The 20,991-nt window shown below is 44.7% G+C and carries 21 protein-coding genes; 16 read left to right on the forward strand and 5 right to left on the reverse strand.

The features are described from left to right. From DW091_RS06350 to DW091_RS06375, 6 genes are all read left to right on the forward strand, one after another. A complete protein-coding gene (locus DW091_RS06350) occupies nucleotides 1-444 on the forward strand; it encodes a hypothetical protein (RefSeq protein ID WP_118517689.1) in 444 nt (147 codons plus the stop codon). Between the two features lie 107 nt (nucleotides 445-551). Further along, nucleotides 552-851: a hypothetical protein gene (locus DW091_RS06355; protein WP_147365278.1), complete on the forward strand. Its 300-nt coding sequence runs from the start codon at nucleotides 552-554 to the stop codon at nucleotides 849-851. 82 nt (nucleotides 852-933) lie between these two features. Continuing rightward, nucleotides 934-1,464 (forward strand): large conductance mechanosensitive channel protein MscL, encoded by a 531-nt coding sequence (mscL, locus tag DW091_RS06360; protein ID WP_224168756.1) that lies wholly within the window; start codon nucleotides 934-936, stop codon nucleotides 1,462-1,464. A gap of 52 nt (nucleotides 1,465-1,516) precedes the next feature. Continuing rightward, entirely contained in the window at nucleotides 1,517-2,185 is a 669-nt protein-coding gene (gene sdaAB / locus DW091_RS06365) for an L-serine ammonia-lyase, iron-sulfur-dependent subunit beta (protein ID WP_118517692.1), read from the forward strand. Between the two features lie 10 nt (nucleotides 2,186-2,195). Next, on the forward strand, nucleotides 2,196-3,092 hold the full coding sequence (gene sdaAA, locus DW091_RS06370) for an L-serine ammonia-lyase, iron-sulfur-dependent, subunit alpha (protein WP_058695185.1): 897 nt from the start codon (nucleotides 2,196-2,198) through the stop codon (nucleotides 3,090-3,092). Then, entirely contained in the window at nucleotides 3,089-3,568 is a 480-nt protein-coding gene (locus DW091_RS06375; protein WP_096919299.1) for a dCMP deaminase family protein, read from the forward strand. Before sdaAA ends, DW091_RS06375 begins: the two co-directional genes overlap by 4 nt. A gap of 47 nt (nucleotides 3,569-3,615) precedes the next feature. Here DW091_RS06375 and DW091_RS06380 read toward each other — a convergent pair whose 3' ends face one another. Next, nucleotides 3,616-4,266, reverse strand: coding sequence for a pentapeptide repeat-containing protein (locus DW091_RS06380; protein ID WP_096919300.1), 651 nt, complete (start codon nucleotides 4,264-4,266; stop codon nucleotides 3,616-3,618). A gap of 148 nt (nucleotides 4,267-4,414) precedes the next feature. Here DW091_RS06380 and DW091_RS06385 point away from each other — a divergent pair, with 148 nt between their 5' ends. Next, nucleotides 4,415-5,725 carry a putative DNA modification/repair radical SAM protein gene (locus DW091_RS06385; RefSeq protein WP_118517693.1) on the forward strand — a complete coding sequence of 437 codons (1,311 nt, stop codon included), beginning with the start codon at nucleotides 4,415-4,417 and terminating at the stop codon, nucleotides 5,723-5,725. Continuing rightward, entirely contained in the window at nucleotides 5,710-6,504 is a 795-nt protein-coding gene (locus tag DW091_RS06390) for a TIGR03915 family putative DNA repair protein (RefSeq protein ID WP_118517694.1), read from the forward strand. Before DW091_RS06385 ends, DW091_RS06390 begins: the two co-directional genes overlap by 16 nt. Here the strand turns inward: DW091_RS06390 and DW091_RS06395 are convergent. From DW091_RS06395 to DW091_RS06405, 3 genes are all read right to left on the reverse strand, one after another. Continuing rightward, nucleotides 6,501-7,472 carry a DUF6179 domain-containing protein gene (locus DW091_RS06395; protein ID WP_118517695.1) on the reverse strand — a complete coding sequence of 324 codons (972 nt, stop codon included), beginning with the start codon at nucleotides 7,470-7,472 and terminating at the stop codon, nucleotides 6,501-6,503. The two genes, DW091_RS06390 and DW091_RS06395, sit on opposite strands and share 4 nt — an antisense overlap. Before the next feature lies 1 nt (nucleotide 7,473). Continuing rightward, complete coding sequence (locus DW091_RS06400; protein WP_074618220.1) at nucleotides 7,474-7,920, reverse strand: DUF6323 family protein; 447 nt, start codon at nucleotides 7,918-7,920, stop codon at nucleotides 7,474-7,476. A gap of 212 nt (nucleotides 7,921-8,132) precedes the next feature. Continuing rightward, nucleotides 8,133-9,452, reverse strand: a complete 1,320-nt coding sequence (locus DW091_RS06405) for an ATP-binding protein (RefSeq protein WP_118517696.1) — start codon at nucleotides 9,450-9,452, stop codon at nucleotides 8,133-8,135. 201 nt (nucleotides 9,453-9,653) lie between these two features. On the opposite strand from DW091_RS06405, the gene DW091_RS06410 reads away from it, so the two are divergent. The 8 genes from DW091_RS06410 (at nucleotide 9,654) to DW091_RS06445 (ending at nucleotide 19,797) form a co-directional block, all read left to right on the forward strand. Then, complete coding sequence (locus tag DW091_RS06410) at nucleotides 9,654-11,132, forward strand: M23 family metallopeptidase (protein ID WP_118517697.1); 1,479 nt, start codon at nucleotides 9,654-9,656, stop codon at nucleotides 11,130-11,132. Between the two features lie 61 nt (nucleotides 11,133-11,193). Further along, nucleotides 11,194-11,871 carry a RecX family transcriptional regulator gene (locus DW091_RS06415; RefSeq protein WP_118517698.1) on the forward strand — a complete coding sequence of 226 codons (678 nt, stop codon included), beginning with the start codon at nucleotides 11,194-11,196 and terminating at the stop codon, nucleotides 11,869-11,871. 127 nt (nucleotides 11,872-11,998) lie between these two features. Further along, a complete protein-coding gene (locus DW091_RS06420) occupies nucleotides 11,999-12,949 on the forward strand; it encodes a 2-hydroxyacid dehydrogenase (protein WP_074618223.1) in 951 nt (316 codons plus the stop codon). Nucleotides 12,950-12,955: 6 nt separating this feature from the next. Then, on the forward strand, nucleotides 12,956-13,561 hold the full coding sequence (locus DW091_RS06425; RefSeq protein ID WP_096919303.1) for an NAD(P)H-dependent oxidoreductase: 606 nt from the start codon (nucleotides 12,956-12,958) through the stop codon (nucleotides 13,559-13,561). 122 nt (nucleotides 13,562-13,683) lie between these two features. Further along, nucleotides 13,684-14,400 carry a GTP pyrophosphokinase family protein gene (locus DW091_RS06430; RefSeq protein ID WP_083337185.1) on the forward strand — a complete coding sequence of 239 codons (717 nt, stop codon included), beginning with the start codon at nucleotides 13,684-13,686 and terminating at the stop codon, nucleotides 14,398-14,400. A 152-nt stretch (nucleotides 14,401-14,552) separates the two neighbouring features. Continuing rightward, entirely contained in the window at nucleotides 14,553-15,764 is a 1,212-nt protein-coding gene (locus tag DW091_RS06435; protein WP_058695173.1) for a 5-bromo-4-chloroindolyl phosphate hydrolysis family protein, read from the forward strand. Nucleotide 15,765: 1 nt separating this feature from the next. Further along, nucleotides 15,766-16,917 (forward strand): toxic anion resistance protein, encoded by a 1,152-nt coding sequence (locus DW091_RS06440; protein WP_074618225.1) that lies wholly within the window; start codon nucleotides 15,766-15,768, stop codon nucleotides 16,915-16,917. Nucleotides 16,918-17,022: 105 nt separating this feature from the next. Further along, on the forward strand, nucleotides 17,023-19,797 hold the full coding sequence (locus DW091_RS06445) for a response regulator (protein WP_118517699.1): 2,775 nt from the start codon (nucleotides 17,023-17,025) through the stop codon (nucleotides 19,795-19,797). Nucleotides 19,798-19,847: 50 nt separating this feature from the next. On the opposite strand, the gene DW091_RS06450 is transcribed toward DW091_RS06445, so the two are convergent. Continuing rightward, nucleotides 19,848-20,978 (reverse strand): aldo/keto reductase, encoded by a 1,131-nt coding sequence (locus DW091_RS06450; RefSeq protein WP_058695170.1) that lies wholly within the window; start codon nucleotides 20,976-20,978, stop codon nucleotides 19,848-19,850. Nucleotides 20,979-20,991: the final 13 nt, after the last annotated feature.

Genomic DNA, 20,991 nt, shown 5'->3' on the forward strand with positions numbered 1-20,991 from the left:
ATGAAAAAAATAATTCCAAAAGTTGATAAGCTGACGCTGCTGGTACTGGCCGGTGCCGTCTGGTTTATCGCAGGCTTTAACATTATGCGTATCGGCACACCAGATATGATTGCAAACTGGCAAAGCCCGGTGTTGCCCCTGTTGTTTTCGGTGGTGGTATTTGGCCTGTTTTTTAAATTTGTTTTTTATAAAATGGTGGTTAAGCACAGCGCGCGTATTATGAATTACGGAGACGAGAAAATACCGTTTTACCGCTTTTTTGATAAAAAGAGCTATCTGATTATGATTTTTATGATTACTTTTGGGGTAACCTTAAGAATGTCACATTTAATCCCGCCGCTCTATCTCGGTACTTTCTATACCGGGCTGGGGGCATCCTTAATCGGCGCTGGTATTTTCTTTTTTATCCAGTACCGGAGAAACGCTGTGGCTGTAAATGCTTAAGCCTTTCTGATTTAATGTGATTGAGCACACATCTTAACATGTTTCTAATGACACCTGTTGGGTAAATATATATAATAGAAATATAAAAAGAAAGGAGTGCTAAAATCATGCTATATAGTACAGAAATGATGCGGAAAGCAATGTCTCTCGCAAGACATGCCTATTCAGACCGTATCGACAGAAGAGGAAGATCTTTGTTTTTGATGGCCTGTGCAAAGGCAGAAAAAATGAAAACAGAGAAAGAAACCGTCATTGCCCTGTTAAAAACGACAATGGAAGAAACAAATCTGACACTTAATGAAGTGAAGCAGGCGGGCTTTGAAGATGCGATAATCAATGCGCTTCCAAGCGGACAGTCTGCTAAAAAATGCTATGTGAAATCCACATTAGAAAGTCTGACGGCTTAAACGTTCGCTCGGAAAGCTCAGGCTTTCTTTTTTTATTTTTTGAAAAAGGGGTAATAAATATAAGATGAAGGGAGGCAGCTTTGTGTTTGATGATTTTAAAAAATTTGCGTTTAAGGGAAATATCCTTAGCCTGGCCATCGGCGTGGTCATTGGTAACTCTTTTAATAAGGTAGTATCCTCGGTAGTCAGCGATATTCTCATGCCCTTTTTTGGCTATCTGACAGCAGGCATTGATTTTAAGACGCTGAAACTGGTGCTGCATCCGGCAACCCTTGAGGGCGATAAAATTATCCGGCCAGAGCTTGTGATCTCTTATGGGGATTTTTTGCAGAATGTCATTGATTTTTTTATTATAGCGCTGTCCATTTATATTGTGACAAAAGCCATTCGGAAGATCAGCCGCAAAGAGCAGAATCAAGATCAGCAGGATGCAGTGACGGAAATTGACCTTTTGACCGATATAAAAAATATATTGGAAAAAGATCAGAGCAGCCCTCCGGCACCATTGCCGGAAAGTGTGAAGGCTCAAAAAACAGACCTGCCAGAACAAAATGTTCCGATTCACAAAAATGCGCAGAAGCTGCGGCTTGATAAAAAGTATAGAATCCATTAAAATAAAGAGTAAACTTATTTGGAAAAACATATAAAAGTTAAAGGGGAAACTATTGAAAGAACTATCCGTATTTGATATTATCGGGCCAAATATGATCGGGCCTTCCAGCTCCCATACCGCAGGAGCTTTAAGAATCGCACTTCTGGCCCGCAAAATGGTCAAGGGGACCATCCGAAAGGTAGATTTTGTGCTCTATGGTTCCTTTGCCAGAACCTACCGCGGACATGGCACAGACAAGGCCCTGGTGGCTGGAATTTTAGGCTTTGGCACCGAGGACTACCGTATTCGGGATTCCTTTGAGTATGCCAGAAAAGAAGGGCTTGAATACCGTTTTATTGCTAATACCGAGAAAAAGGATATCCATCCCAATACTGTAGCCATTACTATCACCGATATAGAGGGACAGACCACTGTTGTCGTCGGAGAGTCCATAGGCGGCGGAGCCGCAGTGATCCGGGAAATCAACGGTGTCGAGATTGCCCTTTCCGGCGAATATAACACTATTCTGGTCAAGCAGAGGGATAAGCCCGGCGTGCTGGCTCATATAACCAGATGCCTGAGCGACTGCCAGATCAATATCGCTTTTACCAAGCTCTATCGAGAAAAGAAAGGCGAAATCGCTTATACAATTATCGAAACCGACGAAGAGATCACGGGCGAGGTCATCGCAGCCATCGAGGCGTCCGAGAATATTATCATCGCTACGCGCATCGAGCTGTAGGAGGAAAGCGATGAATTTTACAAATGGAAGTACCCTGTTAAAAAGCTGTCACCGCCATCAGTGTCCGATTTCAGAGGCCATGTTCAGAAGAGAAACGACCTATCTGGAAAACACGCCTGAAGAAACAGAAGCCCGGATGCATCACGCCTGGGAAATTATGAAGGACGCGGTCAGAACCTCCCTTGAGGAAGAGCTGACCTCTGTCGGCGGACTTATCGGCGGTGAGGCTCGGAAGCTTAACGCGCGCCGCCAGGCAGGCAAAAGCATCAGTGGTCCTCTGACCGCTAAAGCCATCGCCTATGCCATGGGCGTGCTTGAAGTGAACGCCTCCATGGGGCTGATCGTTGCGGCGCCTACTGCTGGCTCCTCCGGCGTACTGCCTGGAGTTTTCATGGCCGTTCAGGAGGAACACGGCTTTAGGGATACCGAGATGGAAAAAGCATTATTCAACGCGGGGGCTATCGGCTATATTATTTCACGGAACGCAACCGTTGCTGGAGCAGAAGGCGGCTGTCAGGCCGAGGTCGGTGCGGCCAGCGCCATGGCGGCCAGCGCGCTGACCGAGCTCTTTGGCGGAACCCCGCAGATGTGCCTGGGTGCGGCCGCAAACGCTCTTTCAAATCTGCTGGGACTGGTTTGTGACCCTATTGCAGGATTGGTGGAAGCGCCGTGTCAGAAGCGGAACGCCATCGGGGCTTCCAATGCCATTATCAGCGCAGAGATCGCATTGAGCGGCGTGGAAAGCCTTGTTCCCTTTGACGAGGCAGTCAGCGCCATGCTGCAGGTCGGAAGGCGGCTGCCGCCAGAGCTGCGGGAGACAGCCCTTGGGGGCATGGCCGCAACGCCGACAGGCTGTGCGCTGTGCAAGCAAATTTATAAAGGACAGGATGAGGAGGAAAGAGAATGAAAAGAGAAGATTATTTGTCCTGGGATGAATACTTCATGGGGATCGCCCTGCTGGCAGCCAAAAGAAGCAAGGACCCTGGAACACAGGTAGGAGCCTGTATTGTAAGCCCGGACAACAAAATTTTAACCATGGGCTATAATGGAATGCCCACAGGCTGTCATGATGACGAGATGCCCTGGGAGCGGGAAGGCGAGCCCCTTGAGACAAAATATCTTTACGTCTGTCATGCTGAATTTAACGCTATTTTGAATAACGGCGGTCGTTCTCTGAAAGGAGCGACCCTTTACGCAACCCTTTTTCCCTGTAATGAATGCGCCAAAGCCATCATTCAGTCGGGAATTCAAAAAGTTATTTATATGGAGGATAAATACGCAGATACCGACGCGGTCATTGCCTCCAAAAGAATGTTCGATATGGTTGGGGTCACCTACGAGGCCTATGAAGTTAAGCATAAGAAAATTGTCATTGAGCTGTAAAGCTAAAAAAAGCTGCCGAGTTTTGCCGGCAGCTTTTTTATCTTTCTTTATTCCTTGATGACAACCCCCAGAAGCCTTGAAAGCTCAGCGGCCTGAAAAAGATTTACAACAGCGCCTCGCAGCTCCTGGCTGCCGGAAACCGTGATCCGGCTCAGGGTATCGCTCGTGAAATCTATACCCTTTAAAGGCGTATGGAGAAAATCAGCTTCAGTGAGGTCGCACTGCTGAAACTGGGTGGTTTTCAATTTACAGTCCTGGAAGCTGACATTTTGGAGGGGGCAGTTCTCAAACAGGACGTGCTTGGTTTTACTGGTGGAAAAATTCATGAAATTTCCAAGGCATTCCGTAAAGTGGCATTCTTCCAAAATACAGGCGTTAAAATCGGTGCCCAGCAGTTTGCAGTTTTTGAAGACGACGCGGTGGAAGGTGGAATCACTGAGGTTAAGATTCGATAGATCACAGCCGGTAAAAATAACGTCGGCAAAAAAAGTATGGGTCAGGCCAGAAGATAGAAACTGACAGTTCTTAAACTGGCAGTGGTGAAATTCAAGCTTTGACTGGCGGAAAGCTTCAAGACCAGTATCGCTGAATTTAAAGCTTTCGATATCCTCATCCTCATCAATACATTCATAAATAATTGTGAGCAGGTCATTATAAGGCTTTAGGGGATCGGGAAAAGCCGGTGGTTGTAAGCGCATAAGGACACTCCTTTCATGATGACTTATTATAGCATAACAGATATCAGAATTAAATAGAAAATTTGTTCTTTTTCTGTTGACTAATTCGATCTGATGTTTTATACTAATTTAAAGAAAGAACGGATATTTGAAGGGATGAGGGCTTAAAATGGAACTGTTGGACAAATTGAAAATTCTAACCGATGCTGCAAAATTTGACGTAGCCTGTACCTCTAGTGGGGTAAAACGGAATGGAAAGAAGGGTGCCTTGGGAAATACGGTGGCGGATGGCATCTGCCATAGCTTTGCAATGGATGGCCGCTGCATTTCTCTTCTGAAGGTGCTGATGACAAATGTATGTGTCTATGACTGCAAGTACTGTGTGAACAGGGTTTCTCAGGATGTTGAGCGCGCTGCATTTACCCCAAGGGAGCTGGCAGATCTGACCATTGGCTTTTACCGGCGAAATTATATCGAAGGCCTTTTTCTCAGTTCTTCGGTCATAAAAAATCCTGATTATACCTGTGAAAGAATGATTGAAACCCTGGCGCTTTTGAGAGGGGACGAATACAATTTTAACGGCTACATTCATGTAAAAGCCATACCAGGGGCCGATCCAAGGCTTTTGACACAGCTGGGCTATCTGGCGGACCGGATGAGCATTAACATTGAGCTTCCGTCTGAGGAGGGCCTTAAACGACTGGCGCCGGATAAAACAAAGACCTCCATTTTTAAGCCCATGGGGATGATTACAGATAAAATCGAAGAAAACAGCTATGATGTGGTCAAATACCGCCATACCCCCAAATTTGTCCCGGCCGGCCAGAGCACACAGATGATCATCGGTGCAACCCCGGACACAGACTACAAAATATTAAACCTGACAGAAGGCCTTTATCAGAAATATTCGCTTAAACGCGTGTTTTTTTCTGCTTATGTGCCTGTGTCAGAAAATAAACTACTGCCGGCCCTCGACACTAAACCGCCGCTTTTGCGGGAGCACCGGCTGTACCAGGCGGATTGGCTGCTCCGGTTTTATGGCTTTCACGCGGCCGAGCTGCTGGATGCCGAGCATCCGAATTTTAACCCGCTGGTTGATCCAAAGTGCAGCTGGGCGCTGGCGCATCTGGATCAGTTTCCCATTGAGGTGAATACTGCCTCCAGAGAAATGCTTCTAAGGGTGCCGGGTATTGGGGTTAAAAGCACCACGCGTATTATTCAGGCACGGCGGATGGGGAGGCTGGATTTTGAGGGACTGCGTAAAATCGGTGTGGTCTTGAAGCGGGCTCAGTATTTTATTTTGTGCAGCGGAAAAATGGTTGAAGGGCTTAAGGTAACGCCGGACGGCGTGTTGAGAGCGCTGATTTCAGAGCAGGGACAACGCGATTTAATTGAACGGAAATATGAGCAGCTGTCCTTCTTTGATAAAGATCAGTCGCCTGTGCTGCATAGGGAGGTTTTAAAATGTCTGACACAATGAAGCAGGTTTATCTCTATGATGGTAGCTTTGAGGGGTTTCTATGCTGCATTTTTGAAAGCTATATAAAAAAAGAAACCCCTGTCGATATTGTTCCAGATACCTTTGAGCAGTTTTTTCTCTATCCCATTAAGGAGATTGAAACAAACCGCAGACACGCCGACAGGGTTTTCCGTTCCTTTGATATTAAAATGTCTCCAGAAGTGACTGACTTTATTAAGTGTGGATTTCTGATCTGTCATCCTAAAAAGGAAATGTTAATGTATCGTTTTATCCGAAAAGGTTACCGTGTGGGGGGCGGTATTATCGACTGTCTGGCTGATCCGGATGTTCATGAGCTTTACAGAGCGGTCAAGCACCTTAAAAACGAAGCCCATCTTCTTCGGGGCTTTATCCGGTTTAGTGAGTATAATAAAACCCTCGTCTCAGTAATCGCACCTAAAAACTGGGTGCTTCCTCTTTTAGCAGAGCATTTCAGCGATCGGTATAACGGAGAAACGTTTATGATCTATGACGAGGTCCACCACTCAGCCCTTATCTATCACCCTTATGAGTGGATGCTTGTGCCGGTTGAGGATTTTACGCTGCCGGAGGCTGATGAAGAGGAGCTTCTTTTTCAGCAGCTGTGGCAGCGCTTTTACAATACGATCGGTATTAAGCAGCGTTTTAACCCGAAATGCCAGATGACGCATATGCCAAAACGTTATTGGTCTCATACGGTTGAGCACCAGCCTGAGCGCCTTGGCGAATATGGGCAGAAAAAACATTTAAGCGGAACCTAGCGGACAGCTAGGAAGGAGCAAATGGTCTCCTGCTTGACAGAACGGTATAATCCAGCGATGGTTTTATCCTGACATTTGCCTAAATAGGTTTTAAGGGAAGGCCAGCGCAGGCCTTTTTCAACAATGATGGCAGAAATTGCCTGACTGACAGCCTCTTTACATTTTTTTCGGGGTTGTCCTTCAAATTGTTCTGCCAGCGACAGGGCTTCCCGCTCTGTTATAAGGATTGACGCATTGTTATCGTCCAGGAGCCTGCGAGCTACAGCATTATTGAGTACCAGACCAAAAATATTTTCAGTAAGATCCCGGCTGGGATAACCGACATTGGCGGCAAACCGGTTCAAAAGCGTAATAATCTCGTCCTGATCGAACTGATTACAAAAGTGGTTTTCGAGATAGAGATTATTAATAATTTCTTTCATATAATGGATGCCGGAAAGGCTTTTTTGGTAGTAGCAGGGAAGGTATTCCAGCATACAGGGCGTTTCGGTTGCCTTGAATTCTGGGTCGTACTCTTTGAAAAATAAAGGTATATCGTCAATGGTGGTGTTGTAGGCATAGACGTCAACCTTTAGTCGGTTTCCTTTCAGGCGAGTATAGAGTAGTTTCGACTGATTAATTTCCTGTTTAATCTGGGTCAGCCCTTCGGTAAAAAGACTTGGAAGGGTTGAGGTCTGAAGTTTTTCGATGGCATCTTCGGGATTTTCATATTGTGATAAGATGGTGTCGATACAGTAAAAAATGCCATCGGTCAGTACACCTGCGATTTCTGTCTTGACAGAGCTTCCCCCCTGGGTGTAATGGCTGATCTGGCGGGTAAGCAGTGCGCTGAGATGCTTTTGAAAAGTTTCGAGATTGTTCTTGTTGATCATTCCAATGCGCACCCCCTCATATAACAATGTTTTTGTGTACTCGGCAGGGTCTAAATTTTTGACTTTCAGTGTGTTAACGGGCTCCATTTGTTTCATTTTAAATCTCCTGTTTGTGTAATTTGCTTCTGCAAAGTGCGTTAATTTGTCGATCCATCAGGATATCTTCGGCATTTGTCAATCCGCGGTCCAGAGCATCTGCCAGATGCTCGATGATGCAGTCGTCGCTGATACGGTCCAGAGTGTCCTCTTTGATAATATAGAAGGCTTCGACCAATTCTTCAAGGGTTTGGATATAGTTTTCTGGCCAGAGACTTTGAGAGTGGCAGACCGCGCGGATGATTTTTGGCAGTATGCCCTGGCCAATTTCTATACGTCCATGGCTTTTGAGTTCGCCGGCATTGTACATGGTCAGCCTATGGGCTTCGTCAGGAGTGAGGGAAAGGCCGTATTTAGCGGCGTTATCATTGGTACAGAGAATGGCATTTTCTTTTTCAACAATGTCTAGAGTACCAGAATTCAGCAGTGTAATCTGAAAATTCTTCATAAATATCCTCCTTGCCTATTGACAAAATAACTGATATGTGATATAATTATAAAATTAATATAGATAAATAATTTGAACGCAAACACTAGTATAACATTGATCACGCAGTGCTGTCAATGTTTTTTATTTTTTTGAAAAAAACGGTTGATAAAATTTATCGGTCATTGGAAATATAAAAAAACCGCTGCAGGGTGCCTGCAGCGGTTTTATGGCTAGTCTTCCGTAAAGGAATTGATTTTTAAATAGTCGATAAACTGCTCAGCCGTACGCCCGGAACGGTTAAGATGCCGCAGCTCCCATTGGATAGCCAGAGATTCGATTCTTGCGGCGGGCATATTAATACCGGCCTCCTTTGCGAGTTCCAAAACCATGGAGAGATAGCCTTTCTGATTAGGAACCTCAAAGGTAAGCACCAGACCAAAACGGCTAGAAAGTGAGAGTTTTTCTTCCATGACATCCTTGGTATGAACCGCATTATCGCGTTCGGACATGGTTTCAGTTACAAGATGGCGTTTGTTGGAGGTGGCATAAATCAGCACATTCTGCGGGTTTTCCTCGAGAGAGCCCTCCATGACATTTTTGAAAATCTTATAGTCTGCATCGTCCTCGTCAAAGGAGAGATCATCGATAAAAAGAATGAACGGGTAAGGTCGTTTTTTTACATATTCGATAACCGAGGGGATATATTCCAGCTGGTCTTTTTTTATTTCAACCATTTTAAGCTTGGTATCCTTAAAGGTATCCAGCAGGGCTTTGACCATCGTGGATTTTCCGGTACCCATATCTCCCTGAAGCAGTACGTTCAGGCCAGTATAATTGTTTACAAAGGAGGCAGTATTGGCAATGAGTTCCTTTTTTTGCATATCATAGCCGACAAGGGAATCCATAGGCTTATATTTTTGGTTGGTAATAGGGGAAAGGCGTCCACCGTCCACAATTTTAAAGCTGACATTAATTTCAAAAATTCCAAGACCGTGATGGTTGATGTATTCGTTGGTGGCGGTAAAGGCTTTATCGATGTTCTCAGTAGAAAAGGCCAGATCGATTTCATCACAGGGAGGAACCGGGAAAAAGATATGGGCAGAAAAGATATTGGTGTCGTCAAGATTTGTTTCCTTTAAAAAGGTATCCCAGTCAAAGTGATAGAGCTTCATGAAAATTTCAAATTCATGGTACATGCTTTTGGCAAAGGGGTGCTGCTTAGTAACGGGACCTCTTTCGAACAAAAGCGTCAGAGGATTCTCATTCCCGACGATCTGGGTGATCAGAAAATCCTTCCAGGGAGTTTTAGCGTAATTGGTGTCCTCGCTTTTATTAAAAGAATAGCCCAGCATCAGAGATTTCAAATGATAGTATGTGTCCAGATATTCCTTTCGATATTCGGCGCCCTTTAAGCCGGATTCATAGGCTTTTGAAAGAATCAGAAAATCCTTGAGGATCGGGTGCTCCAGAACGGGGCGGTAAAAGGAAAGTGTACTAAAGATATCTGACGCAATCACACGATTTATATTATCAGAGCTTTCAGTTGTCATATTTTGTTCACCTCAATAGTAAATTGTATTTTGTATTCTATTATAGCATAAGCGATTGCGTGATGGGACTAAAAAACAAAAATCTTAAAGATTCATCCTTTTTGTAACGAAAAAGTTACAAAAATCTTGAGAAAAGTTTACGTTTATGTTAAAATTCAATTGTCAACATGTTTTAGCGCTAATTTAAGGAGAAAATATAAATTGAAAACCTCAAAATTTGGAGATAAGCTGAGTTCTGTTGAAGAAAAAATTAACGCAAGGCTGGACAAATTTAACGATAAAATTGGAAAGCGGATTTTTACTGCCAGAGCGTCTGCCATTGTGGTAACAGCCTTTATGGTCTGTGTCGGAACGGGAATTGCCCATGTCCAGACAACAGCTTACGAGGTGTTGTATAATGGACAAAGCATTGGATATGTCAAAGATCAGAGTACCTTTGATAACGCTCTCGGAGAGCTGCAGCAAAAGCTTTCAAAGGAATATGGCAATGATAATGTTATTATTGCAGATGATATCAAGCTTAAGCCTGCCCGTACAATGGGAGAAAAGCTCGATGTGGACCAGTGTGCCGAGACCATTTATAATGCCGGAGTCGATGTTAAGCTCAAGGGGGCAGCCATCATGATTGATGGAAAGGCAGCCATCCAGACCGACTCTAAGGAGACAGCAGAAAAGGCGCTGAATGATTTTAAAAAGCAGTACGCCCAGGTAGAGGGTGCGACCGTTTTAAGCTCTGAGCTTAAGCAAAATGTCACGATTGATGAGCAAAATGTGGAAGTGCCTGATGCAAAAAATTATGATGTTACGATGTCATACCTGAAAGAAGGAAACGAGATTACAGCTCAGACCACCGTTCAGCCGGGGGAAACTGATGGAAATCTTATTGCGGCCAACCGTGGAACAACTGTTGACCGTCTAGCAGCCATGAACGCTGATAAGGATCTGAATGCTTTAAAGGAAGGTGACGTCCTGAATACAACTCAGAAGTCGCCTGTACTGACAGTGGTTACCATTGTCGAAAAGCAGTATCAGGAAGAAATCCCCTTTGAGACAGAAGAACAGCCTACCGATGAGCTGATGACTGGCGAAGAGGAAGAAATACAGAAAGGGGAAAACGGCCAGAAGGATGTCGATGCTGTTTTTACCTATGAAAACGGCCAGGAGGTCGGTAAAGAAGTTAAATCAGAAAATACTACCAAGGAGCCAGTCAAGGCAGTTAAACGTGTGGGAACAAAGGAAGCGGCAGCTGCGCCTGTATCCAGAGGCTCCATCAGCGGCAGCGGACAGTTTCTGATCCCGACCAGCGGCCTTGTGGGTGAAATAGGACGCCCGGGCGGCGGATCAAGCAATCACTCCAATGGCTGCGCTGTGGATATTTTGAACAGCTACGGCACCCCGGTTTATGCATCAGCGGCTGGAACAGTAACGCGCGCGTCAAGCTTTGGCGGCTATGGAAACTGTATTGAAATTCAGCATGAAGGCGGCTACTCGACATTGTACGGCCACCTGAGCAGCATTGATGTCAGTGTTGGACAGACTGTGGGCCAAGGTGAATATATTGGAGGAACCGGTTCTACCGGATCTTCAACGGCTAACCATCTTCATTTTGAAGTGAAGATTGGCGGTGTTGCCCAGCTTATTCAGGATTATATCCCTGTTTCGTCTGGCGCTTATGTTTAAAATTTGTTAAAATAAAACTGCCGGGATTAGCCGGCAGTTTTTTTAGTGGAAAGGAAACCCTATGAGTGATCCTAAGACAGTTCAGAAAGCCTATGACCAGAGTCTGAATTACATTTCTTTTAAAAATCGGACTGAAAAGGAAATGGTCGACTATCTGGAAAAAAAAGAGTACAGTGAGCGTGTGATTGCAGAGGTTATGACAAAGCTTGTACAGTATGCCTTTATTAACGATACCGCTTATGTAAAGAATTATTGCTATAACAATATTCATTTCAATTTCTGGGGCAGGGTTAAAATGCGTTATGACCTGAAAAAACGTGGGATTCCTCAAGAGTTGATCGCCAGCTTAGAGGAGCTTTATACGCCGGAGCAGGAACGGATATGCTGCGAGAAACAATATGAAAAAGCAGCCCGTCAGTACAGCCGGGAAAGCTACAGGAAACGCAAAGGTAAAATCTATACCTTTTTGCAGAGAAAGGGATTTCCGGGTGAGGTCATCCGCGAAGTGATCGAGGCTAACCTGCCAGAGGATGAAACTGAAAACCTGACTGAGGAAGAGACCGAGGCACTTCTTGAAAAACAGATGACCGAACTCAGACGTTTTTATGAAAAATACCGCAGAATGCAGGAAAACAAAGGTTATGCAGGCCGAGAACTGAAGCAGCGAGTTACCCGTAATCTGATGAGCAGAGGCTACAGCTACGATCAAATACGAATAATGACCGAAGAAGACGAATAATTATCTTTTTTGCCGTTAAGGTTACAAAGAATTTTGGTGATTGGTATAAATTTATCCTTAAAAAGCATGCGGGTTTGTATTATAATAAGCTTATTAGGATTAAATTAGGATTCGGAGGCAACGAGCGATGAAAATTGTAATAATGGAACCCCTCGGCATTACAGAGGATGCACTGCAGACCTTGAGCATGCTGCTTCGTGCGGACGGGCACGAGTTTATTGCTTATGAAAACCGGGAAACCGACACAGAAAAGCTGATTGAGCGGGTAAAAGACGCCGATGTTGTCGTACTGGCCAACCAGCCTTTTGGAAAAGAGGTTATTGACGCCTGCAAAAATCTGAAGCTGGTGGATATTGCCTTTACAGGGGTTGACCATGTAGATGTTGCCGCCTGTAAGGAAAGAGGCATTATCCTGTGCAATGCGGCGGGCTATTCGACCAATGCGGTGGCCGAGCTGGCCTTTGGTCTTATGATTGATGTCTACCGCTATATTGTGACCTGTGACCATGAAACCCGCAATGGCGGCACCATTGGCGGACTGATCGGCCATGAGCTCTGTGGTAAAAAGCTGGGAATCGTAGGAACTGGCGCCATTGGTCTGAAAGTGGCAGAAATTGGAAAAGCTTTTGGCTGTGAGCTTTTAGCCTACAGCCGGACTGTTCGCTCAGAAGGTCTAGAAATGGGTATCAAGTATATGGATTTAGAGGAGCTCCTCAAGCAGAGCGATATTGTAACGCTTCATATTCCTGTAAGTCCAGAAACACAGGGACTGATCAGCCGGGATATGCTGGCGCTTATGAAGCCTGAAGCCATTATAATCAATACATCGAGAGGCGGAGTTATTGACAATGAGGCACTGGCTGACGCACTAAAAGAAGGTAAAGTGGCCGGCGCCGGCATTGATGTTTATGAAGGAGAACCGCCGCTGCCAAAGGACCATCCGCTTTTAAGCGCACCGAACACAGTTCTTACACCACACGTGGCATATGCTACAAAAGAGTCCCTGTATAAGCGAGCAGTCATTGTATTTGATAATATTCGCTGCTGGCTTGAGGGCAATCCACAGAATAGGGTATAGGTAAAAATGAAGAAAATACTAGTTGTAACAGCCAGCCCTCTGGCTGAGAATTCTGTCAGCTGTCAGCTGGCAGGTGTTTTTATGAAAAATTATCAGGAGGTACATCCAGAGGATCAGCTTAAGTGCATTGATCTCAGCCGTCTGGAGCTTCCAGAGATTGACGAAGAGCTTATTGCCTACTTTAACGGGCAGTCTGACTCAGATAATGGCGCCTATACAGAAATAGACACCCTTTGTGAAGAATTTATGGCGGCGGACAAAACTGTTTTTGCGCTGCCGCATTGGAATTTAATCGTTCCGCCGAAGATGATCAGCTACTCGCTGGCGGTTATGCGCGCGGGCAGGAGCTTTCGTTATACGGAAAAAGGGCCGGTCGGCCTGCTGAAAAATAAAAAAACTCTGATTCTGATGGCCAGCGGCGGTACTTGTAATACCGATAATCCTGTTATGCACTGTTATGGCGTGGACTGGCTTAAGGGAATCCTTGGCCTGTGTGGGATTAAGGATGTCTCTGTGATTTATGCCCAAGGTATGGAGGAACAGCCGGATAAAACACAGGAGATCATGAATAATGCCTGTTTAGAGGTTGAAGCCTTCTCAAAAGAATGGTAAAATAAAAGCAGATGCGAAAAAAGCGTCTGCTTTTTTAATTTATTTTATGAAAAATTAAGCGAAACATATTAAAATAGAGTTTGTTATTGAGATTGCTTTATAGTCACAACAGGAGAGATAGTATGCTAAATACAAAAATAACCGATAAGACACCCATGGTGGATATACTTAAAAAGGTTGGCGCGGAGGTATTCGTTGGAAACGATACCACAGATCCTTACGAGGTAGCGCAGGCCTTAATCAAGGAATTATATGATTTGGAGAACACCTATACAGCGGCGATTAAGGAGGTGCGCACCAAGCTTGAGATTTTGAACGACGAGTTTCAGTCAACCCATGAGCGCAACCCGATCCATACCATTCAGTCCAGAGTAAAATCACCCAAGAGCATTGTTGAAAAGCTGGATCGCAAGGGCTTTGACCTGTGCGTTGAGTCCGCCAGAGAAAATCTGGATGATATCGCAGGGATTCGTATCATTTGCCCGTATATTGAGGATATCTACGCTGTTAAAAATCTTTTGAAAGCGCAGGACGATATTGAGCTTGTCCGCGTTACAGATTATATTAAAAAACCAAAGCCAAATGGTTACCGTAGTCTGCATTTAATTTTAAAGGTACCGGTGTTCTTTTCGGACCATAAGGAGATGGTTAAGGTAGAGGTACAGATCCGGACCATCGCTATGGATTTCTGGGCCAGCCTGGAACATCAGCTCCGGTATAAGGCAGTGGATTCTGCCAACATCCCCGAGTCTGTCGCCCGTGAGCTGAAAGAGTGCGCTGATACTATTGCAGAAACAGATGTGAGAATGCAGGATATCCATAACCAGGTAATCCGATAAAATACAGCCGTCAGAAAGCTGCTCTAGCCTCTGACGGCTGTATTTTTGTTTAATAAAACCTTGCGAACTGCCTGTTTTAACAATTTCAAATTGTTATTTTAAGTGTAATAGGATATAATTGTTCTACAGCATGAATATTATGGAGGAAAAAAGTGTCAAAGAATGATTACTCCAATCTTGGCGAGGAAATTAAATCCATTGTGAAAGAAGCCATAAACTCAACGGATTTTAAACAGCTCAACAAAAATATAAGCAATACGGTGAACAGCGCCCTGGAAGAAGTAAAAAAAGGCGTGCAGAGAGGAAAAGCCGTATGGTATGAAACAAGTGCCAGGATTGATGATGAAGAAGAAACAGTAACAGAGGCGCAGGTGGTAGAGCGGCCGCTGCGCGCACCGGTGGCAAAGTCGCCGGCTGGTAAAATATCCAGTATCATTATGATGGTGCTGGGATACTTTGGAATAGGATTCAGCGCCTTTGTATTGGCGGCTGTGGGAATTGCAGTCGGTATATCCGGCAGTCTTATTGCAATGGGTGTATCTATGGGGGTGCTGATCCCTCTGCTGATCGTATGTATCATCCTAGCTGTTACAGGAACAAAATCCAGAGGCCGGGTAAAGCGGTTTTATGAGTATGTTCGCACCCTTAACGGGCAGGCCTATATCTCAGTAAAACAGCTTGCATCCAGCGTTGGAAAAAATGATAAGTTTGTCGTGAAGGATTTATTGAAAATGATTCGTTCTGGTATGTTCCCTGAGGGGCGGATTAATGAGGAAAAAACCTATCTTCTGCTAAGTGATGAAGCCTACGACGCTTATGAAAAATACGAGGAAGGCGTCCGTCTGCGCGAGCGTGAGGAGCGCCGTTTAAGAGAAGAGGTAGAGCGGCAGCAGAGAATGGAAGCCCAAAATCCGATTCTCAAGGAAACGCGTCTGCTCATAGAAGAAGGCAAGGAAAGTATCGAACAGATCCGAGAGGCTAATGAGGCCATTTCAGGGGAAGTGATCTCACAGAAGCTTGACCGCCTGGAAATCATACTCTGCAAAATTTTCGAGTATGTTGAAAACCATACAGATGAGCTTCCCGAAACCCGCAAATTTATGGGCTATTATCTGCCAACGACCCTGAAGCTGGTTAACGCCTACCGTGAAATGGACGCGGAGCCCATCCAGGGAGAGAATATCCGGAGCGCGAAGCATGAGATCGAGGAGACACTGGACACCATCAATTATGCCTTTGAAAATCTGCTTGACAGTTTTTATCAGGACAAGGCGATGGATATCTCTACAGATATTACAGTGCTTGAAACCATGCTGGCCCAGGAAGGCCTGACAGAAAAAGACTTTAACACTGGAGGAAAGTAAAATGAGTGATGAAATAAAAGATTTTGAAACCGTTACGCCGACCCTGACTTTTGACCCCTTCGAGGAAGTAAAGGAGCCGATGCCAGAGACGGTAAAAGAAATGGCTGTAGAGGATGCAGCTTTTAATGAAAATACGCTGACGCCAGAAGAACGTCAGATGGTGGAAAATTTTTCACAGCAGATCGAGCTTACCAATTCTAATATGATCATGCAGTATGGAGCAGGCGCACAGAAAAAAATTGCGGATTTTTCAGAAACAGCGCTGGACAGTGTCAAGAGTAAAGATCTTGGTGAAATTGGCAATATGCTTACCAATATGGTCACAGAGCTTAAAAGCTTTGATGTTCAGGAGGAAGAAAAAGGATTCTTTGGTTTCTTTAAAAAAAGTGCCAATAAGATAACAGCTATGCGTGCAAAATACGCAACAGCAGAAACAAATGTTAATAAAATATCGGAAATTCTGGAAGGTCATCAGATCCAGCTTATGAAGGATGTGGCCATGCTGGATAAAATGTACGAGGTTAATAAAACCTATTTTAAAGAGCTTTCTATGTATATTCTGGCTGGCAAGAAAAAGCTGACCAAAACTCAAAACGAAGAACTGCCGGCACTGGTAGAAAAATCTAAGCTCAGTGGTTTACCGGAGGACGCCCAGGCAGCCAACGATTTGGCCGCCATGTGCAATCGCTTTGAAAAGAAAATTCATGACCTTGAGCTTACTCGTATGATCTCATTGCAGATGGCGCCGCAGATTCGTCTGGTTCAGAATAATGATATTCTGATGGCAGAAAAAATTCAGTCTTCACTCGTGAATACCATTCCACTGTGGAAGAGTCAGATGGTACTGGCACTGGGAGTTGTCCACTCAGGGCAGGCAGCGGAAGCTCAGAGACAGGTTACCGATATGACCAACGAGCTCCTCAAGAAAAATGCCGACACCCTTAAAATGGCAACCATTGAAACCGCCAAAGAATCTGAGCGCGGTATTGTAGATATCGAAACTCTGAAGCATACAAATGAATCGCTGATTTCCACTTTTGATGAAGTCCTGCGAATCCAGGCTGAAGGACGAGAAAAACGCCAGGCCGCTGAGGTTGAAATGCAGAAAATTGAAAGTGAACTGAAACAGAAGCTGTTAGAAATTAAAAAATAAAAAGCAGGGCCCCGCCCTGCTTTTTTTATCTGGTTTTATAGTATAATGGATTTTATATAACGCAGTCTATGAAGGATGAGGCTTATAAAAGAAGGGGATGAGGATATGCTGGATCATTTTAAGGATATAACTAAAATGCAGGAAGTACTGCATGAGGCTCAAACGGGGTTATGGGTCATTGAACTGGAGGAAGACAGAAAACCCAGAATGTATGCGGACAGTTCAATGCTGGACCTGCTGGGTTTTGAAGAAGAGCCCACTCCGGAAATGTGCTATCAGTGGTGGTACGACCGTATTGAGGATGATTACTATCCGATTGTTCAGACTGCGGTGGAGAGAATCACGCAGGATGACAGGGCAGAGGTGCAGTATCCCTGGCAGCACCCAAAATGGGGCAGAATTTATGTGCGCTGTGGGGGTGTCAGAGACTGGAATTACAAAAAGGGAATGTGCCTTAGAGGTTATCACCAAAACATCACCAATACAGTAATGCTTAAAAGGGAATATGACGCCATTATACAAACGCTCAGTAAGAGCTATACCGGTATCTTTTTATGTAATCTAGAGGATAAAACCTATAAGGCCATAAAAATGTCTGAAGTTTTTCAGAAATTTCAAATGGATTTTTCCAATTATGAGAGATTTATAGAGAGCTATGCAGTGGGGGAGGTAGCGCCGCAGTATCAGGAAGCCTTTTTAGAAACAGCAGGAATAAAAAATATCTGCAAACGCATCAGAGACGGTGAAAAGCAGAGTGAGGTTCTCTACCGAAATCAGATGGGGAGGTGGCGGCGAATCAAGATTATGCCTTCATCCGAGTATTCGCCGGCGTATCCGTGGGCGATTATCGCTTTTGACGAGCAGGACGTGGAAATGGAAAAAAGGATTGATGATACCATCACACAGATTGCAGTGTCGCAGATTTATAAGATGGTTATCTGTCTTGATTTTGAGCGGGCCGAGTATCATTGTATCCACTATTATGGTGAGCTGCTCCATTTGTCGAAACACGGAAAATCACATGATTTTTATCGGCAGATCATTAAATTGATGCCTTTGGAGGATAAGAAAGCTTTTGACAGCGTCTTTGACATTCAAAGCTACGATAAAAAAGGCTACCTTGAAGGGGTCCTGAGGCTTTGGGATAAAGAAAGGGAAGCCCTGCATTATTATAATTATTACGCTGTCCGGATTGATCAGGATAATGAGGAGCGCATTATATTAATGCTGAGAAACATTGATGACAAACAGGAGGCGCAACGAAGGGAAAACATATTGTCCAATTTATGCCAGTGTTATTACTCCATCTACCTGTTTGATCTGGAAAACAACGTGGAGGAGGCGATCTGGCAGGAAGAATTTATCAGGGAGCGCCATGAATTTCCAAAAGGCAGGCTGGATACATACTATTCAAAATTTGTCAAGGAGTATGTTTACAAAAGGGATCAGGAAAAGATGTACCGTGCGGGGAGTCCGGATTTTTTAAAACATGTGCTCTCACTGGAGCAGCCAGTTTATGAGGTGGATTTCAGAAGACGATATCCAGATGGCCTTTACTGGGTACGATCGCGGTTCAGCATTGCTGAAATAAGGGATGGAGAGGTAACCAAAGTCATTTTTGCCAATATGAATATCAATGAACAAAAGCTGGAAGAGCTGGAGCAGGAGGAGCAGAACCGCAAGGCGCTTCTTGCCGCCTATGAAACAGCCAAAAGCGCCAATGAGGCGAAAAGCAGCTTTTTGGCACAAATGTCCCATGATATCCGCACGCCCATGAACGCCATTATCGGGATGTCCGCCATCGCGTCCAGTCAGATTGATAACCCACAAAAAGTAAGGGAATGTCTGGAAAAGATTAATTTATCAAGCAAACATCTGTTGGCGCTTATCAATGAGATTTTAGATATGTCTAAGATCGAAAAGGGGAAAATTGCCCTGACAGAGGAACCTTTCTGCCTCAGTGATGTGGTTGAGGATGTACGTGCAATGACCCGGGCAGACGCAGTGGATAAAAAGCATGAGTTTACAGTGATCACAAAGGATCTGGAGCACAATATGCTGACGGGAGATGCTGGACGTATTCGACAGGTACTGTTAAATTTAATCAGTAACGCCATTAAATATACTACAAGCAACGGAAAGATTTTTTTTACAGTGCAGGAGGTATCTGCCACAGTACCGGGCTATGGGAGCTTTGTATTTACCATTGAGGATAATGGTATTGGTATGGATGAGGACTTTCTGGATTATATTTTTGTACCCTTTTCACGGGCTGAGGATCCACAGGTTCAGAGAATCCAAGGAACTGGTCTGGGAATGGCCATTTCGCAAAAAATAGTGGCGGCCATGCAGGGAAACATCCAGGTTGAAAGTAAAAAGGGAGAAGGCAGTCGGTTTGTAGTCACCCTAAATTTAAAAATAGAGGAAGGCCACTCGGCTGCCCGGGCCGAAACAGTAAGAAAACCCGCTGTTCAAAAACAAACATCTGGTTTCTCGGGTAAAATAAAGGTGCTGTTGGTGGAGGATAATCCGCTCAATATGGAAATTGCACAGACTATACTGGAAGAAAAAGGATACCTGGTGGAATGTGCTGAGAATGGAGCTGAAGCGCTTAATCTTTTTATAAAGTCAGAGCCCTACACCTACCAGCTTATCCTAATGGATCTGCAAATGCCAGTGATGGATGGCTGTGCCGCGACACGTGAAATCCGGGAAAGTGTGCATTTACAGGCAAAAAACATACCGATTATTGCGCTGACAGCTAATGCCTTTGCGGAGGACATGGCTAAGGCACTGGCGGCAGGGATGAATGATTATGTCTCCAAACCTATTGATTTTAACAAATTGACCGACATCATTGAGAAATGTATAAAAGAATAAAAATAAATCGTCCGAGCTCTGTTTTAAGAGCTTCGGACGGTTTTTGTTCGTTATAAAAGTTTTTCTGCGAGCGCCGTTACTTTTTTCAAAGCCTCGGGGACGTCGATGCTCTGGGGACAGTGCTCAATGCACTCGCCACAGGAAACACACTGCGACTCTTGTTTTTCTGAACCCAGCGCTCTATAGCCGTTGACAAAATCATTTTTATCCTCGCCTAGCATATACTCGTTATAGAGCTTGAAAAGTCCTGGAATCTCTACGCCGGAGGGGCAGTCCATGCAGTACCTGCAGCCGGTGCAGGGAATGGTCTTTGTTTTTGTGAAGATATCGCCGGCCTTGTTGACAAGCGCCATCTCGGATTCGGATAAGGGCTCAAAATTTTCCATGGTACAGATATTATCAGCGACCTGGTCCATGGCGGACATGCCGCTGAGCACAGTGAGCACATTTGGCAGAGTGGCAGCATAGCGCAATCCCCAGGAAGCCAGGCTTTTATCTGGTTCAGCCTCTTTAAGAACAGCAGCCGCCTCATCACAGAGGACTGCCAGGGTGCCGCCGCGCAAAGGCTCCATGACAATACATGGAAGACCATGTGTTTCAAGAATTTCATACTGGCGCTTGGCATTCTGAACATTCCAGTCCACATAGTTTAACTGAAGCTGGACAAAATCCCAGTCATAACGTTCAACCAGCTCCTCCAGCTTTTCCGGAGAGCCGTGAAAGGAAAAGCCCAAATGGCGGATCTGTCCGTCAGCCCTGCGCTTCAGCAGATGTTCCATAATGTTACAGTCATCATAAACCTTAAAGCTTTCATCCGAAATCGCATGGCAAAGGTAAAAATCAAAATAATCTACCTGGCAGTTTTCTAACTGCTTTTCAAAGATCTCATCGACATCTTTTTCCTCTTTTACCAGAAAACCTGGCATCTTACTGGCAAGATAAAACTGATCCCGGGGATATTTTTTCAGAGCTTTGCCCACAAAGGGTTCAGACAGCCGCTGATGATAGTTGAAAGCTGTGTCAAAATAATTAACACCGTGTTCAAAAGCATAGTCAAAAAGCGCCTGCGCGGCCGCTTCATCAATCTCCGGTCTGTCCGGGCTGATTTTTGGCAGGCGCATACAGCCAAAACCTAAAATTGAAATGGCGTCTTCAGTGTTTCGATAGCTACGTTTATACATTCTCTCCTCCTAA

This window comes from Eubacterium sp. AM05-23 (assembly GCF_003477535.1).
Taxonomy (GTDB): Bacteria; Bacillota; Clostridia; order Eubacteriales; family Eubacteriaceae; genus Eubacterium; species Eubacterium maltosivorans.

Coding starts and splice junctions, on each gene's coding strand:
- DW091_RS06350 (WP_118517689.1), top strand. CDS start 1: ATGAAAAAAATAATTCCAAAAGTTGATAAGCTGACGCTGCTGGTACTG.
- DW091_RS06355 (WP_147365278.1), top strand. CDS start 552: ATGCTATATAGTACAGAAATGATGCGGAAAGCAATGTCTCTCGCAAGA.
- sdaAA (WP_058695185.1), top strand. CDS start 2,196: ATGAATTTTACAAATGGAAGTACCCTGTTAAAAAGCTGTCACCGCCAT.
- DW091_RS06375 (WP_096919299.1), top strand. CDS start 3,089: ATGAAAAGAGAAGATTATTTGTCCTGGGATGAATACTTCATGGGGATC.
- DW091_RS06380 (WP_096919300.1), bottom strand. CDS start 4,266: ATGCGCTTACAACCACCGGCTTTTCCCGATCCCCTAAAGCCTTATAAT.
- DW091_RS06385 (WP_118517693.1), top strand. CDS start 4,415: ATGGAACTGTTGGACAAATTGAAAATTCTAACCGATGCTGCAAAATTT.
- DW091_RS06390 (WP_118517694.1), top strand. CDS start 5,710: ATGTCTGACACAATGAAGCAGGTTTATCTCTATGATGGTAGCTTTGAG.
- DW091_RS06395 (WP_118517695.1), bottom strand. CDS start 7,472: ATGAAACAAATGGAGCCCGTTAACACACTGAAAGTCAAAAATTTAGAC.
- DW091_RS06400 (WP_074618220.1), bottom strand. CDS start 7,920: ATGAAGAATTTTCAGATTACACTGCTGAATTCTGGTACTCTAGACATT.
- DW091_RS06405 (WP_118517696.1), bottom strand. CDS start 9,452: ATGACAACTGAAAGCTCTGATAATATAAATCGTGTGATTGCGTCAGAT.
- DW091_RS06415 (WP_118517698.1), top strand. CDS start 11,194: ATGAGTGATCCTAAGACAGTTCAGAAAGCCTATGACCAGAGTCTGAAT.
- DW091_RS06420 (WP_074618223.1), top strand. CDS start 11,999: ATGAAAATTGTAATAATGGAACCCCTCGGCATTACAGAGGATGCACTG.
- DW091_RS06425 (WP_096919303.1), top strand. CDS start 12,956: ATGAAGAAAATACTAGTTGTAACAGCCAGCCCTCTGGCTGAGAATTCT.
- DW091_RS06430 (WP_083337185.1), top strand. CDS start 13,684: ATGCTAAATACAAAAATAACCGATAAGACACCCATGGTGGATATACTT.
- DW091_RS06440 (WP_074618225.1), top strand. CDS start 15,766: ATGAGTGATGAAATAAAAGATTTTGAAACCGTTACGCCGACCCTGACT.
- DW091_RS06445 (WP_118517699.1), top strand. CDS start 17,023: ATGCTGGATCATTTTAAGGATATAACTAAAATGCAGGAAGTACTGCAT.
- DW091_RS06450 (WP_058695170.1), bottom strand. CDS start 20,978: ATGTATAAACGTAGCTATCGAAACACTGAAGACGCCATTTCAATTTTA.